The following is a 14,554-nucleotide window of genomic DNA, read 5'->3' on the forward strand; positions in this document are numbered from 1 at the left end:
AGAATGCGCAAAGATTCGTTTTTGGGTTACCAGGAAACAGTATGAAACCAACCACCATCTCCTTACTGCAGAAATGCAAACAGGAAAAAAAACGCTTCGCCACCATCACCGCGTATGACTACAGCTTCGCCAAACTCTTTGCCGAAGAGGGTATCAACGTCATGCTGGTCGGAGATTCGTTAGGGATGACGGTACAAGGACATGATTCCACCCTGCCGGTCACGGTTGAGGATATCGCTTACCATACCCGCGCCGTGCGCCGTGGTGCCCCAGCCTGCCTGCTGCTTTCCGATCTGCCGTTTATGGCCTACGCCACGCCGGAACAGGCATTCGAAAACGCGGCGGCAGTGATGCGCGCCGGGGCTAATATGGTCAAAATCGAAGGCGGAGCCTGGCTGGTTGAGACGGTGAAAATGCTCACCGAGCGCGCCGTGCCGGTGTGCGGCCATTTAGGCCTGACGCCGCAGTCCGTCAACATCTTTGGCGGATATAAGGTGCAGGGCCGCGGTGACGCCGCCCAGACGCTGTTTGATGATGCCCTGGCGCTGGAAGCCGCAGGCGCGCAGCTGCTGGTGCTGGAGTGCGTGCCGGTTGAGCTGGCGAAACGTATTACTGAGGCCCTGTCCATTCCGGTGATTGGCATTGGTGCTGGTAACGTGACCGACGGCCAGATTCTGGTGATGCACGACGCCTTTGGCATCACCGGCGGGCATATCCCGAAGTTTGCCAAAAATTTCCTCACTGAAGCGGGCGACATGCGCGCTGCGGTCAGGCAGTATATTGCCGACGTTGAATCCGGTGTTTACCCGGGTGAAGAACACAGTTTCCATTAAGGAGTCTCGTTGTGCTAATCATTGAAACCCTGCCGCTGCTTCGCCAGCATATCCGTCGCGCGCGTCAGGAAGGTAAACGTATTGCACTCGTCCCGACCATGGGCAACCTGCATGACGGCCATATGAAGCTGGTCGACGAAGCGAGAGCGCGGGCAGATATCGTGGTGGTCAGTATCTTCGTTAACCCCATGCAGTTTGACCGCGCCGACGATCTGGCACGCTATCCGCGCACCCTGCAGGAAGATTGCGAGAAGCTTAAAAAACGCCATGCGGATATCGTCTTCTCTCCGGCACCAGCGGACGTGTACCCTCAGGGTACGGAAGAGGCAACCTACGTTGACGTACCGGGCATCTCCACCATGCTGGAAGGCGCAAGCCGTCCGGGTCATTTCCGCGGCGTGTCGACCATCGTCAGCAAGCTCTTTAACCTGGTGCAGCCCGACGTCGCGTGTTTTGGCGAGAAAGATTTCCAGCAGCTGGCGCTGATCCGCAAGATGGTGGCGGATATGGGTTACGATATCGAGATTGTCGGCGTACCGATTGTACGCGCCAAAGACGGTCTGGCGCTCAGCTCCCGCAACGGCTACCTGACCGCTGACCAGCGCAAAATCGCGCCGGGCTTAAGCAAGGTGATGAACGCTATGGCGGAACAACTGCTGGCGAAAGAACTAAATGCAGAAGAAATCGTCGCCCTTGCAGAGCAGACCCTGAACGACAAAGGCTTCCGCGCTGACGATATTCAAATCCGCGATGCTGATACCCTGCTTGAACTGACAGAGACCAGTAAACGCGCGGTGATTCTGGTGGCGGCATGGCTCGGTCAGGCCCGCCTAATCGACAATAAAGTGGTTGAGCTGGTGTAGTTCTTCACCCTTGATAATTAAAGGTAAATGTAATGATTCGCAAAATGCTGCAAGGTAAACTTCACCGTGTGAAAGTCACCCAGGCCGACCTGCACTATGAAGGCTCCTGCGCGATCGATCAGGATTTTCTCGACGCTGCGGGCATCCTTGAAAACGAAGCGATTGATATCTGGAATGTGAACAACGGCAAACGTTTCTCAACCTACGCGATTGCTGCCGAGCGCGGGTCTAAAATCATTTCCGTTAACGGTGCTGCCGCACATTGCGCGGACGTAGGTGATATCGTCATTATCGCCAGCTTCGTGATGATGTCTGATGAAGAAGCGCGTCGCTGGCAGCCGAAGGTGGCTTATTTCGACGGCGACAACGACATGAAACGCACCGCGAAGGCGATTCCGGTTCAGGTGGCCTGATATTTTTATAATATGGCCCATTCCCGAATATTATTCATATGAATGGGTCATTTAAAATCATTTAAAAATTAAATACTTTATATCATTTATATAAACAATCCAGCCTGGCACATACACCCCATTGATTATTAATAGCTTTAAATATTCTAAATTATTCATTTAGATTTAATAACGAAGCAGCCTCTATTTTTCATAAAAAATATCAATATAATCCTTTTCGAAATTTAATTTCAAACAATGGCTTTACTGGCATTTATTATTTAAACAACGAATATGGATATTGAAATGATTTCTAAAAAATATGGTTTGGCAATTGCAATGGCAAGCATTCTGGCTGCGGGTTCAGCGGTAGCAGCAGATCCTGACACGGGTACTATTACTTTCCACGGCATGGTTTCTAACAATACTTGCCAGGTCTCCCTTGACCAGAAAATCGATCAGGACGGTAACGATTTTGACGTGACTCTGGATACTGTATTTGTACGCGATTTCACAAATTCACTGGGTACCACCAGCACCCTGGGTGAAAAGAAATTCTCCCTTTCACTGACTGGTTGTGATACTGCGACTGCGAAGAAAGCATCTGCACAGTTCTCTTCATGGGCGGGTTCCTCTTCAACCGAAGGCGGCCTGCTGGTTCCACCAAGCAATGCTCAGGGTTCAGCTAAGAACGTTAACCTGGTGCTGTCAAACGACGGTAACTCCGCAACCGACCAGATCAAAGTTGACCAGACCAATAACACCCAGAAAGCGGATATCGACGCAGCTACCGGCGCAGGTAACCTGTACTACCGCGTAGCATACACCCAGGCTCAGGGTTGGGATGCAGCCGCTAACCCAGTATCTGCGGGTACTGTGCAGGCACAGGTTGCCTTCACCATGATTTACGAATAAGAGATTCGTAAATTTTAAATCTAAGCAATCCTTCATTGTAAATGAAGGATTGCTTGTATAATTCCAAAAGGAAGTGGAAAAATGTCTAATTCAGTATTCATTAAAGGCTTTAAAGCCGCATTGCTCGTTACTGCTTTTTTGTCCGCATCGAATGCAAATGCGGATATTGTTATTTCCGGCACGCGTATCGTATATCCGCAATCATCAAAAGATGTCGTTGTTAATCTCGATAACCATGGGACTAAACCCCTTTTGGTTCAAACATGGCTTGATGACGGCCGCGATGGTGTAAACCCGCAAGAGCTGAAACTCCCTTTTATCATTACCCCCCCGGTATCGCGCATTGACCCGAAAAAAGGCCAATCTGTACGCATTACTTACATGGGTACCCCTTTACCACAGGATCGTGAATCGCTTTTCTGGTTCAACGTCCTGGAAATTCCGCCAAAATCAAAAGCTGCGGGCAAAGAGAACCTTAACCAGCTTCAACTGGCATTCAGAACACGTATTAAATTCTTTTTCCGCCCTGATGGATTAAAAGGCACGGCAGGTGAAGCAGCCGAACATTTGACCTGGACGCAGAAGAAAGAAGGGAATGAGGTTAAGCTTGTTGCTCACAATAATTCACCTTATAACGTCGCCGTTTCGACGGTAACTATTAAAACCAGCCAAAAAACATACGACGTTGTTCACCAGGCCGTTCAGCCGTTCAGCGATGCCGCTATGGTAGTGAAAGGTTTATCTTCAGCAGTAAATGGCAGTGTAGAGTTTGACACCATTAATGACTATGGTGGCACAGACCATCACAAGGTTGAGCTTAAATAAATTGAGCCCCCTTTCATTCATATAATAATTGATAGCATTAACTCTGCAGAGAGTATTCTCTCTGCACTGATTAAGTGGATGTGCCATGTTATTTAAACGTTCTCTTTTATGCCTTGCTATAAGCGCAACATTTCCTTTCTATGTTTGTGCAGAAAGCACTACGTCTGCAAATGACCAGCCTGAAAATGAAGAAGCAATTGAGTTTAACGATCAGTTTCTTTTAAGTGGCAGCACAAATATTGATATCAATCGTTTTGCACATGGCAACCCGGTCTTGCCGGGTACGTATCGCACAAAGATAAACCTGAACGGTAAACTCAAATCTACTGTCGAGGTTACGTTTAAAGATAACGGGACACCGCGTGCGACACCTTGCATAACAAAACTGCTGTTGGCACAAGCTGGCATCGACACCAGCGCGCTAACTGAAGAATCGGAAGATGATGCGACGTGCATCGATATTAAAAAAACCTTCCCCGGTGCAACGGTAAGCTATGACAGCGGTAAACAGGCTATGGATCTCAATTTCCCGCAGATCTATGTCCTGAAACGGCCGGCAGGTTATGTCGATCCTTCTCTTTGGGAAGATGGTATTCCTGCCGCCCTGCTCTCTTATGACATGAACGCGTGGCATAGCGAGAGCAACGGCAGCACATCGGAAAGCGCGTATATGGGTTTACGCTACGGGCTCAACATGGGTCCATGGCGCCTGCGTTCACGCGGAAACCTCAACTGGGACAAAGATAACGGCACAAAGTATTCCAGCCAGGATATCTATTTGCAGCGGGATGTTACCCCGCTCAGTGCTCAGTTCGTGATCGGAGATTCTTATACCCGTGGTGAAGCATTTGACTCGTTAAGTCTGCGCGGTACGCGTATGTACAGTGATGACCGTATGCTGCCGATGGGTTCAACAGGCTATGCGCCGGTGATCCGAGGCGTAGCAAACAGCAACGCAAAAGTCAGCGTAACGCAGAGCGGTAATAAGATTTATGAAACAACCGTACCGCCAGGCTCATTTGAGATAAATGACCTTAGCACGACAGGTTATGGTAATGATTTACTGGTAACCATTGAAGAAGCGGACGGTAGCAAGCGCTCCTTTACCGTTCCTTTCTCATCCGTCACCCAAATGCTCCGTCCAGGTGCTACTCGTTGGGATGTTGGATTAGGGGAATTAAATGATGATTCCCTGATTGATACGCCTAAAGTCGGTTATGGCACGCTTTACTATGGCCTGAATAACACCTTTACGGGCTATATTGGCGCGCAGTATAGCGACATGGATTTTTACGCCGGTATTTTAGGCCTGGCCATGAATACTTGGATCGGTGCTTTTGCGCTTGATGCCACGCAATCCCATGCAGATATTGAGGGTCTTGATACGCTTAGCGGTCAAAGTTATCGCCTGACCTACAGTAAAATGATTGAGGCAACGGATACGTCCTTTAACGTTGCGGCCTATCGTTTCTCGACGGAAGATTACCTCAGTCTTAACGACGCAGCGCAGCTCCAGGACAGCATTAAGCGACAGAAATACTCGAACCGCAGCTATGATTCAAACGAAGCACTGTATGCTGACTATCAGCGAACCAAAAATCAGGTGCAAATTAGTCTTAACCAGCCGCTAACCTCGGGAGAAAATAATTTTGGATCCCTGTATGTCAGCGGCACCTGGGAGGATTACTGGAACGCCACAGGATCGACCTCCAACTATAACATTGGCTATAACAATAGTTTCACCTATGGCAGTTACAGTCTGTCATTACAACGAACCTATGACCAGTATGGTAAAAAAGACGACAGCGTTTATTTAAGCATGAGCATTCCATTAAACGTGTTTTCACATAACAACGCGGGTACACGTTCAGGTGGCTTTAATAACATTAATATGGGTATACGTTCCGATCTTAAAGGTGGCACTAACTTTAACACCTCTGCGGGTGGAAACACTGAAGATAATAAAGTGAGTTACTCCGTCAGCGCCTCATCAAATAGCGGTAATTATGGCGACCTGAATCAGATAAGTGGTTATGGTTCACTTAATAGCGCCTACGGCCCTCTTGGACTATCGGCTTCATTCGGTGACGACAACAGCAAGCAATATTCCGCTTCCTATAACGGGGGAATGGTATTGCATTCAGGAGGCATTGCCTTTGCACCTGGCAGCATTGGCGACAGCGATGCGCTGGCGCTGGTAAAAGCCAGCGGCGCGAAAGGCGCGGGTATTGGCTTCGGCAGTAGTGAAATTGGTGATTCTGGTTATGGTATTTTGCCGTATATGTCGGCTTATCGTGAAAACAGGGTGTATCTGGATATCACCACGCTTGAAAATGACGTCGAAATAACAAATACCAGTGAAATTACCGTTCCTCGCAGCGGTTCCGTCGTGCTGGTGAACTTTGAAACGAACGAAGGTCGTTCACTTATTTTAGAACTCCAGCGCACGGATAAAGGATTTATTCCTCTGGGTGCCGATGTGTTAAACGAGAAGAATGAATCTGTCGGGACCGTCGGGCAGGCAGGGCAAGCCTATGTCCGAGGCGTCGAAGATCAGGGAGTTCTACACGTGGTCTGGGGAAATAGTAAGGACAGTACCACTATCAGGTTTTACCAAATGCTCAAAAAGTAGGACTTACAACGGTACTTAATAACCAACAGTGCCAAATGTAATTATTCAGGAAAATAGATGAGAGTGAGTATGAAAAAAAATCTTTTTAGCCTGTCCATCGTTGCCACAACGATGCTGGCGTTATCAGGTTCAGCGCTTGCTGAAGGCACTAATTTGGATGTTAACTTCACCGCCAATATCCGCGAAACCACCTGTGATATGAAACTGGTTGGCGGTACAGGTTCAGATACACAGCAAACGCTGACTATTGGTAACAATGGCCAGGTACGACTTGACGATGTCAAAGCCGGAACGGCAAATGCCAATTTCAAAATCGTGATAGTTGAATGTCCGGCGTCCCTGACTTCACTGAAGACAACGGTAAAAGGAACAGCATCGGGCATTTTACCAACCGGGCTTACTAACCAGATTACCGGACCAAACGGCGGAGCGGATTATGCTGCCGTTGAAATCGCCCGAGAATCTACACCAACGGCGCCATTTACCATCAACTCAAGCACGGATTCTAAACGTCTGGTCTGGACCCCAACAGAAATCCAGAATAAGGAAGTTGCTCTGGTGGCCACGTTGCGTGAAACCAGAGCGAACAGCATGGGAATTGGCGATTTTCAAGCCGTGGCAACATTTGAGTTTAGCTACGAGTGATTGGTGCAGGAAAACGGAGCAACATTATGAAATTTAAATCAACTTTTATCGCCCTGTCCGTTTCTGCCCTTCTGTTCTCTGGAATGGCAAGTGCAGCAATTACAGGCACCAGCAGTGTCGAATTAACGATTAAATCAAAAATTGTCTCGGGCACATGTACAGCAAAAGTGCTTAACAGTGCTGGTACAACATCCACAGAAATTGCATTTGGCGACGTCTATAAATCTGAGCTGGTGAACAAAACTCGCGTCGAGCCGCTGAAAATTAGCCTCACCAACTGTTCTGGAGTGACGAAGGCCACGGTAGCCGCAGCGAAAGGCGCTGGGGGGGCATGCAGTGGTACAGGCGCGAACGGCGACTCTTACTCTGGCGGCTTAGCAACCGGCTTTGAAATCTGGTCTGGTGTTGTCGATACGGGCGTGCTGATGAGCTGTAACACACCGCCAGCGGCTCAGGAAGTCACTATTACGGACGGCGCGGGCGAGCTGCCGATGAACTCTCGTATCGTCGTTGGGCAAGGCCAAACCATTGCTGATGTAGGCACAGGTGCCGTTACCGCGCCGGTAACCTTTACTGTTTCCTACCAATAACGCCAGGAACCATCATGCAACAATCACCGTTTACTTTACGCCAGCCCGGTCTTGTGTTGCTTATCGGTCTGGCTGGTAGCACTCTGCCTGGCGTAAGCCAGGCAGGTTCGGGTGTGGATATCAACCTGACAGCAAATATTGTTAATAACACTTGCCAGTTAAGCGTTGAAAATGGCGGAGAGATTTATTTGCCGACAGTGGCTCGAGACTGGTTTTATAACAGCGACAAGAGCAATCGTCTATCGCCAACCGATGATGAAGCAGGCACGCCTTTTACGATTAACGTAGATAACTGCTACGCGATCAATGCGGAAGGTGCAACAATTAACCAACTGAAATTTAGTTTCACTCCACAAAATGGTTTTTGGAGTAATCAAAACCAGGTGTTCAAAAACGATGCCACAGCCGGCGCGGCTGAAAATGTGGGTATCGTTATTTTTTCTAAAAAGTACAAAACTAACGTCTTGAAAAGTGATGGGACGTCCAACGTTATTTACGATGTCAGTGGAAGTAGCGAGAGCTATATAAAGGATTATGGATTTTACGCGCGTTACCAGAATGTTGGAACGATCACCAGCGGTGTGGTCATGAGTAGTGTTCTGGTTAATGTCAGTTACGAATAAAGGGATTTAACGTGAAAAAAAACCTTTTCATATTAACGGCGATGCTGCTGGCTATTTCCGGCGCATCACATGCCGCATTAGAATGTAAATTTGACAGCAATGATACGCTGCTCATTATGTCTCCGGGCATACAGCCGGTCATTACTCCCCTGCCTGTTGGCACGGTAACAACACCCGTGCAGATCAGCAATACCATTATTATGGAGACGACACCCTCACTGTCATCGCACTGCGCTGTTGGTAACGACGGGGAAAACGTGTATCAGATGACGAACAATGCCATGCTGGAAGGTGAGATTGACGGCAAAGCCACGTTTCGGACAAACGTCCCGGGGATTGTCTACACGCTGGCGTTTTACCCTGATGGCAACGGGGTCACTGCCTGGTTCCCCCCCAATGCAAACGGATTTTACCTCACTGGCAACGATCATGATAACGAAGATGCCGTAGATGGAAAAACCTGGCATGTGCGCATGGAGTTCTGGCAAACAAACGGATTTAACGGTGTTCCTACTGACGAGAACTTTTTGACCGCGAGCAGCGGCCCTATCGGGCAAATCATTCTTGGCAAGCCGGATGGGACGACAACAGAAGATCACCCACGCCCTCTGGTGAATATGTCCCAGATGTCGTTCAGCATACCGTTGAATCGACCAACCTGCGTATTACGCGCGCCACCGACGGTCGATCTGGGTGACTGGTATCCTGGAGAAATCGAAAACAATAATACCCCCAAAGTCGAGTTTCATATTTCGGGAACATGTGTAAATACCACACTGGTTGAGTACACTCTCTCATCCCCCCATACAACCGCAGATAAAAAATATTTTACCAATGCCGTTGAGGGTAATAGTGGTGTCACTGCGGCAGGTGGTGTCGGCGTACAGATTTTCGATAATTATAGTGATAACTATCCAGTCCCTGCCGACAGTTCCAAACGCGTCATTGCTGCTGGAGCAATAGTTGGCGATCCCGTAAATATTGTAGACAGATCAATCTGGGCCAGGCTGGTCAGGATTGGCAGCGATCCGGTAACCGTCGGTGGTTTTGGCACCACCGTGACCTTTCAGGTTACCTACCAATAACCTACCCCTGCGGCTGATTGCTGATCAGCCGCGACATCGTCTCCAGCGAATCCGTTCTTAAGATATACAGGCGTTTCAGTAAGAACGGATTATCCCCCGGCTTAACCTTCCCTTTCACCGTCGTTACCGCCAGATGAAAACCGGCATCGTTCGCCGCCTTTATCGCTTTATTGTCATAGCCGCCAAACGGATACGAAAGGTAAAGCACGCGCGGGTTAAACTGCGCCAGCGCACGTCGTGAGCGTTCAAAATCAAACAGGGTCACGTGGTAGCTGCGGCTCAGTAAAATCGGATGCTTGTTACCATCAACGCGGTGCAGGAAGTGCGTGTGGGACTGAATATCGAACACATCCTGAATGCCCTTAATTTCATGAACGCTCATAAACTGCAGCGATTTCGGGTCCCACTTCTGCGCATGGCCTTTAATACGTGACGATATGATAAACGCCGTCGCGTTAAAACCGTACTCTTTCAGAATGGGATACGCATAGCGGCTGACCGATTTCAGGCCATCATCAAAGGTGATTACCACCGCCTTCGCGGGCAGGTTCATCTTGTTACGCACGTACCCTTCCAGCTGGTACATCGTCAACGTGGCATAGCCTTGATCGCGTAGCCAGGCCATCTGGTTGTTGAACGCGCGTACGCTGGTCGTCGTGGAGGTATGGCGAAAACGCGTGTTCTCTTCATCACGCAAAATATGATGGTAAGTCAGGACCGGAAGGCCGTTATCTTCCTGTGCATCCAGACTACTGACCCATGCCAGACGGTTGCCGATGCGGATCTGGAACCAGGTCTGGTTAAGGCGGTCTTTCAACTTACTGAGGATGGGATACCGGAGGTTGGGGCTCATGGTACCGAAGGGCGCGCTCCCGCTACTGGGAGCGTTATACACCGGCGTGTCTTTCCAGGTGATCAGGTTCTGATTGCTCAGCGGCTTGTTCAAATCGCCAAGGCTGTCTTCTACACGCTGCTTGCCCTGCACCTCTTCAAGATGCCCTTTATCAATAAACCCCGTGCCAAAACCAAAACGAAACTCGTAATAGTCAGCAGAAGTCGGCACCACGGCAAGAATTTGTCCGGCCCTGACGTTTCCCACGTTGATCACATTACTTCCCACCTGTGCCCAGATGGCCGCATCTTCGGTGGTTTGCATATAGCGGGCCGGAAGCCCTTGCTGGCTAATCAGACTGGCAGAAGTGCCGCCGGAAACCAGCAGCAACAGCAGGAAAATAACGCGCATTAACATGGGATATAAATCGATACGGGAAATCAGTCGCCATTGTAACAAATGCGACATCAATACCAACGTTTAATGCTTATACAGATCGTGAAGCAGAACGAAAGGCGGGTTTTTCTGCTGCTGATGCCACAGGCTACTTACGCCCGGAACCTGCATACCCACGAGGGTATTGCGAAATTCGGCGCTGCTCAGGCTCTCACGCAGCGGGTACATCGCTTCCAGCAGCGCATAGTTGATGCCGGAAATGACTTCGCAATTTTCGTGCTTGTGGCTTAACAGGGCGGCGGAACGATAAGGCGCCGCGCCGGATTTATCGGTCAGAAAGATCACGCCATCGCCCGTGTCGGTTTCATGCAGCGCATCACACATCATGCGGCTGAGCATATTGGTGCTTAACCCACGCCAGTAATTTACCGCCCGGCATTGTGCCAGCGGACCAAATTTAGCTTCAAGCTTATCCAGCATATCCTGCGCGTGTTCATCGTGGCAGGTGATGACCCATCCCAGCATACGTCTCTCCTTAGCAGGCGAGTAGTTTAGCGTAGGGAAGGTTTGCTTACGGTGATAACTGTCAAAGAAAAATGCCCGGCAACCAGAATGTCGCCGGGCAGAAGGTTAGCTGCGCAGACCGCGTCCGCGCTGGATCAGATACCAGCACAGCAGGTAGAAGGCGATGATGAACACCACCAACACCACCACCGTGGTAAACAGCGGCACATCGGTAATGCCGAGGAAGCCAAAGCGGAAGCCGCTGATCATGTAGACAATCGGGTTCAGATGCGACAGCGCCTGCCAGAACGGTGGCAGCAGCGTCAGGGAGTAGAACACCCCACCCAGATAGGTCAGCGGCGTCAGCACGAAGGTCGGGATCAGGCTGATGTCGTCGAACGTTTTGGCAAACACCGCGTTCAGCAGGCCCGCCAGCGAGAACAGGATCGCGGTCAGCAGAAGCGTCAGCGCGACAAACAGCCACGAGTGCACCTGGAACGGCACGAAGAACAGCGAAATCGCCGTCACCAGGATCCCCACGCACAGCCCGCGCGCCACCCCGCCGCCCACGTAACCAGCAATAATGACGTGTGTTGGCACTGGTGCCACCAGCAGCTCTTCAATGTTGCGCTGGAACTTAGCGCTAAAGAATGAGGATGCCACGTTGGCATAGGCGTTGGTGATCACCGCCATCATGATCAGGCCCGGCACAATAAATTGCATATAGGTAAAGCCGTGCATTTCACCAATCCGGGAACCGATCAGGTTACCGAAAATAATGAAGTACAGCGTCATGGTGATCACCGGCGGCACCAGGGTTTGCACCCAAATGCGCATAAAGCGGTTGATCTCTTTCGCCCAGATACTTTTCAGCGCGACCCAGTAAAGATGCGTCATGCCTTGTCTCCTTGTTTTTCATGCACCAGAGAGACAAACAGCTCTTCCAGTCGGTTCGCTTTATTACGCATACTCAATACCTGAATGCCCTGCGCGCTCAACTGTGAGAAGACGCTGTTGATGCCCTGCTCGCGCAGCACTTCCACTTCCAGCGTCGAGGTATCCACCAGACGGTAGTTATACCCTTCGAGCTTCGGCAGCGCGCTTTTCGCCGCCAGATCGAGAATAAAGGTTTCGGATTTCAGCTTAGAGAGCAGATCCTTCATCGACGTGTTTTCCACCAGCTCACCATGCTGAATAATGCCAATATTGCGGCACAGCATTTCCGCTTCTTCGAGATAGTGGGTGGTCAGAATAATGGTGGTGCCTTTATCGTTCAGATCCTTCAGGAAGCCCCACATGGAACGGCGCAGTTCAATATCCACGCCCGCAGTCGGTTCATCGAGGATAAGCAGCTTTGGCTCGTGCATCAGCGCGCGGGCAATCATCAGGCGGCGCTTCATCCCACCGGACAACATGCGCGCACGTTCGTTACGCTTTTCCCACAAATCGAGCTGTTTTAGGTACTTTTCGCTACGCTCAATTGCCTCTTTATACTCAACGCCGTAATAACCCGCCTGCTGAACGACAATCTGCTGTACCGTCTCGAACGGGTTGAAGTTGAACTCCTGCGGCACCAGCCCCAGCTGGCGCTTGGCGTTGACCACATCTTTCTGCAGATCGTAGCCAAAGACGCTCACGCGACCTGAGGTTTTGTTCACCAGAGAACTGATAATGCCGATAGTGGTGGATTTCCCCGCCCCGTTCGGTCCAAGAAGCGCATAGAAATCCCCCGCCTCTACTTTGAGATCTATCCCGCGCAGCGCCTGAACGCCGCCCGGATAGGTTTTTTTAAGCTGCTCAAGCTCCAGTGCAATTGCCATGAATTAAACTTACCTTCAGTTCTTACACACCTTGTGTGGTTTCATTAAAAGTCGGGTTACCCTATAGTAGCGCAACGCAATTACCAGGTTACAGGCCGTTAACGTCCATGAATAACATAGATACACTCATCAGCAATAATGCACTATGGTCAAAGATGCTGGTTGAAGAAGACCCCGGATTTTTCGGGAAGCTGGCGCAAGCGCAAAACCCACGCTTTCTATGGATTGGATGTTCCGATAGCCGCGTCCCGGCAGAACGCCTGACCGGTCTCGAACCTGGCGAACTTTTTGTTCACCGTAACGTCGCCAACCTTGTTATTCATACCGATCTCAACTGCCTTTCTGTCGTTCAATATGCCGTTGACGTGCTGGAAGTTGAGCACATCATTATTTGCGGCCACTACGGCTGCGGCGGCGTACAGGCGGCGGTTGAAAATACAGAGCTGGGGTTAATCGATAACTGGCTGCTGCACATCCGCGATATCTGGTTCAAACATAGCTCACTGTTGGGTGAAATGCCGCAGGAGCGTCGACTTGATACCCTTTGCGAGCTGAACGTAATGGAGCAGGTCTATAACCTGGGCCACTCAACGATTATGCAGTCCGCGTGGAAACGTGGGCAGAAGGTTTCCATCCACGGCTGGGCGTACGGCATTCACGACGGCCTGCTGCGCAATCTGGAAGTCACCGCCACCAACCGCGAAACGCTGGAGCAGCGTTACCGTTCGGGCATTGCCAACCTCAAGCTTAAGCATGTGAACCATAAATAAGTGCACGTTAAAAAGCCGGGTGGCGGCTGCGCCTAACCCGGCCTACATGTGCCCATTCGTAGGCCCGGATCGCTGCGCGCCACCGGGCAACAAACCGCAATTACTCGTCCAGAATCACGACTTTTCCGACATACGGCAGATGGCGATAGCGCTGCGCGTAGTCAATGCCGTAACCGACGACGAATTCGTCCGGAATCGAGAAGCCCACGAACTCTACCGGCACCTGCACTTCACGACGATCTGGCTTATCCAGCAGCGTACAAATCGCCAGCGATTTAGGCTGACGCAGGCTCAGGATCTCGCGCACTTTAGAGAGCGTGTTACCGGAGTCAATAATGTCCTCAACGATCAACACATCTTTGCCACGAATATCTTCATCCAGATCTTTCAGGATTTTCACATCACGGGTTGTGGACATGCCGCTGCCGTAGCTGGAGGCGGTCATAAAATCGACCTCATGGGACACCTGCACTTCACGGCACAGGTCTGCCATGAACATGAAAGAGCCACGTAAAAGACCGACCAGCACCATTTCGCTGCCGCTGTCCTTGTAATGTTCGGTGATTTGACGACCCAGTTCGGCGATACGCGCTTTGATCTCGGCTTCCGGGATCATCACTTCAACAGTATGTTTCATATTACTAACCATATGATTTTAATGAAAATCTCTCAATGCAGGTGAATCTATTTCCGGCATCGATACGCAAGCCCGTCATTATACCAGCAAATGGATAACCCTGGCGTATGAGTTACAAAAAGCAAATATTGTGATTCCGATCACACTTGTTAATACCTATAATTAGTTGCTAGCAAATTATTAACAAAAACT

15 protein-coding genes and 1 pseudogene are annotated in these 14,554 nt (G+C 50.1%); 11 read left to right on the top strand and 5 right to left on the bottom strand.

What is annotated here, in order from left to right; all coding sequences use genetic code 11:
• Positions 1–41: 41 nt before the first annotated feature.
• The 10 genes and pseudogenes from panB (at position 42) to HV355_RS17915 (ending at position 9,403) form a co-directional block, all read left to right on the top strand.
• Complete coding sequence (gene panB, locus HV355_RS17870; protein ID WP_023334548.1) at positions 42–833, top strand: 3-methyl-2-oxobutanoate hydroxymethyltransferase; 792 nt, start codon at positions 42–44, stop codon at positions 831–833.
• 11 nt (positions 834–844) lie between these two features.
• Complete coding sequence (gene panC / locus HV355_RS17875) at positions 845–1,696, top strand: pantoate--beta-alanine ligase (protein WP_182402880.1); 852 nt, start codon at positions 845–847, stop codon at positions 1,694–1,696.
• Between the two features lie 32 nt (positions 1,697–1,728).
• Positions 1,729–2,109 (top strand): aspartate 1-decarboxylase, encoded by a 381-nt coding sequence (gene panD, locus HV355_RS17880; protein ID WP_023334546.1) that lies wholly within the window; start codon positions 1,729–1,731, stop codon positions 2,107–2,109.
• Positions 2,110–2,394: 285 nt separating this feature from the next.
• Positions 2,395–3,003 (top strand): fimbrial protein, encoded by a 609-nt coding sequence (locus tag HV355_RS17885; RefSeq protein WP_126816886.1) that lies wholly within the window; start codon positions 2,395–2,397, stop codon positions 3,001–3,003.
• An 81-nt stretch (positions 3,004–3,084) separates the two neighbouring features.
• Positions 3,085–3,828 carry a fimbrial chaperone gene (locus HV355_RS17890; RefSeq protein ID WP_182402881.1) on the top strand — a complete coding sequence of 248 codons (744 nt, stop codon included), beginning with the start codon at positions 3,085–3,087 and terminating at the stop codon, positions 3,826–3,828.
• An 85-nt stretch (positions 3,829–3,913) separates the two neighbouring features.
• Positions 3,914–6,501: pseudogene (locus tag HV355_RS17895) on the top strand (outer membrane usher protein).
• 28 nt (positions 6,502–6,529) lie between these two features.
• A complete protein-coding gene (locus tag HV355_RS17900) occupies positions 6,530–7,105 on the top strand; it encodes a fimbrial protein (protein ID WP_182402883.1) in 576 nt (191 codons plus the stop codon).
• A 26-nt stretch (positions 7,106–7,131) separates the two neighbouring features.
• Positions 7,132–7,695: a fimbrial protein gene (locus tag HV355_RS17905; RefSeq protein ID WP_182402885.1), complete on the top strand. Its 564-nt coding sequence runs from the start codon at positions 7,132–7,134 to the stop codon at positions 7,693–7,695.
• A gap of 14 nt (positions 7,696–7,709) precedes the next feature.
• Positions 7,710–8,318, top strand: coding sequence for a fimbrial-like protein (locus HV355_RS17910; RefSeq protein WP_182402887.1), 609 nt, complete (start codon positions 7,710–7,712; stop codon positions 8,316–8,318).
• Between the two features lie 11 nt (positions 8,319–8,329).
• Entirely contained in the window at positions 8,330–9,403 is a 1,074-nt protein-coding gene (locus HV355_RS17915; protein ID WP_346010241.1) for a fimbrial protein StkG, read from the top strand.
• A gap of 1 nt (position 9,404) precedes the next feature.
• Here HV355_RS17915 and HV355_RS17920 read toward each other — a convergent pair whose 3' ends face one another.
• From HV355_RS17920 to HV355_RS17935, 4 genes are all read right to left on the bottom strand, one after another.
• The gene (locus HV355_RS17920) at positions 9,405–10,652 is read right to left on the bottom strand and encodes a polysaccharide deacetylase family protein (protein ID WP_182403014.1); all 1,248 of its coding nucleotides are present in this window, start codon (positions 10,650–10,652) and stop codon (positions 9,405–9,407) included.
• Positions 10,653–10,715: 63 nt separating this feature from the next.
• Entirely contained in the window at positions 10,716–11,156 is a 441-nt protein-coding gene (locus tag HV355_RS17925; protein WP_182402889.1) for a PTS sugar transporter subunit IIA, read from the bottom strand.
• A 105-nt stretch (positions 11,157–11,261) separates the two neighbouring features.
• Positions 11,262–12,032, bottom strand: coding sequence for an ABC transporter permease (locus HV355_RS17930; RefSeq protein ID WP_023324161.1), 771 nt, complete (start codon positions 12,030–12,032; stop codon positions 11,262–11,264).
• Complete coding sequence (locus HV355_RS17935) at positions 12,029–12,955, bottom strand: ABC transporter ATP-binding protein (RefSeq protein ID WP_042717872.1); 927 nt, start codon at positions 12,953–12,955, stop codon at positions 12,029–12,031. The genes HV355_RS17930 and HV355_RS17935 overlap by 4 nt, the downstream gene beginning before the upstream one ends.
• 107 nt (positions 12,956–13,062) lie before the next feature.
• Here HV355_RS17935 and can point away from each other — a divergent pair, with 107 nt between their 5' ends.
• A complete protein-coding gene (gene can / locus HV355_RS17940; RefSeq protein WP_010426907.1) occupies positions 13,063–13,725 on the top strand; it encodes a carbonate dehydratase in 663 nt (220 codons plus the stop codon).
• A gap of 100 nt (positions 13,726–13,825) precedes the next feature.
• Here the strand turns inward: can and hpt are convergent, their stop codons facing one another.
• Positions 13,826–14,362 carry a hypoxanthine phosphoribosyltransferase gene (gene hpt / locus HV355_RS17945; RefSeq protein ID WP_010426909.1) on the bottom strand — a complete coding sequence of 179 codons (537 nt, stop codon included), beginning with the start codon at positions 14,360–14,362 and terminating at the stop codon, positions 13,826–13,828.
• Positions 14,363–14,554 lie beyond the last annotated feature (192 nt).

Source organism: Enterobacter sp. RHBSTW-01064 (assembly GCF_014103035.1).
GTDB classification, from domain to species: Bacteria; Pseudomonadota; Gammaproteobacteria; order Enterobacterales; family Enterobacteriaceae; genus Enterobacter; species Enterobacter mori.

Bases quoted from the DNA above. Each gene is read 5' to 3' on its own strand.
- panB (WP_023334548.1), top strand. From the start codon at position 42: ATGAAACCAACCACCATCTCCTTACTGCAGAAATGCAAACAGGAAAAA.
- panD (WP_023334546.1), top strand. From the start codon at position 1,729: ATGATTCGCAAAATGCTGCAAGGTAAACTTCACCGTGTGAAAGTCACC.
- HV355_RS17885 (WP_126816886.1), top strand. From the start codon at position 2,395: ATGATTTCTAAAAAATATGGTTTGGCAATTGCAATGGCAAGCATTCTG.
- HV355_RS17890 (WP_182402881.1), top strand. From the start codon at position 3,085: ATGTCTAATTCAGTATTCATTAAAGGCTTTAAAGCCGCATTGCTCGTT.
- HV355_RS17900 (WP_182402883.1), top strand. From the start codon at position 6,530: ATGAAAAAAAATCTTTTTAGCCTGTCCATCGTTGCCACAACGATGCTG.
- HV355_RS17905 (WP_182402885.1), top strand. From the start codon at position 7,132: ATGAAATTTAAATCAACTTTTATCGCCCTGTCCGTTTCTGCCCTTCTG.
- HV355_RS17910 (WP_182402887.1), top strand. From the start codon at position 7,710: ATGCAACAATCACCGTTTACTTTACGCCAGCCCGGTCTTGTGTTGCTT.
- HV355_RS17920 (WP_182403014.1), bottom strand. From the start codon at position 10,652: ATGTTAATGCGCGTTATTTTCCTGCTGTTGCTGCTGGTTTCCGGCGGC.
- HV355_RS17925 (WP_182402889.1), bottom strand. From the start codon at position 11,156: ATGCTGGGATGGGTCATCACCTGCCACGATGAACACGCGCAGGATATG.
- HV355_RS17930 (WP_023324161.1), bottom strand. From the start codon at position 12,032: ATGACGCATCTTTACTGGGTCGCGCTGAAAAGTATCTGGGCGAAAGAG.
- HV355_RS17935 (WP_042717872.1), bottom strand. From the start codon at position 12,955: ATGGCAATTGCACTGGAGCTTGAGCAGCTTAAAAAAACCTATCCGGGC.
- can (WP_010426907.1), top strand. From the start codon at position 13,063: ATGAATAACATAGATACACTCATCAGCAATAATGCACTATGGTCAAAG.
- hpt (WP_010426909.1), bottom strand. From the start codon at position 14,362: ATGAAACATACTGTTGAAGTGATGATCCCGGAAGCCGAGATCAAAGCG.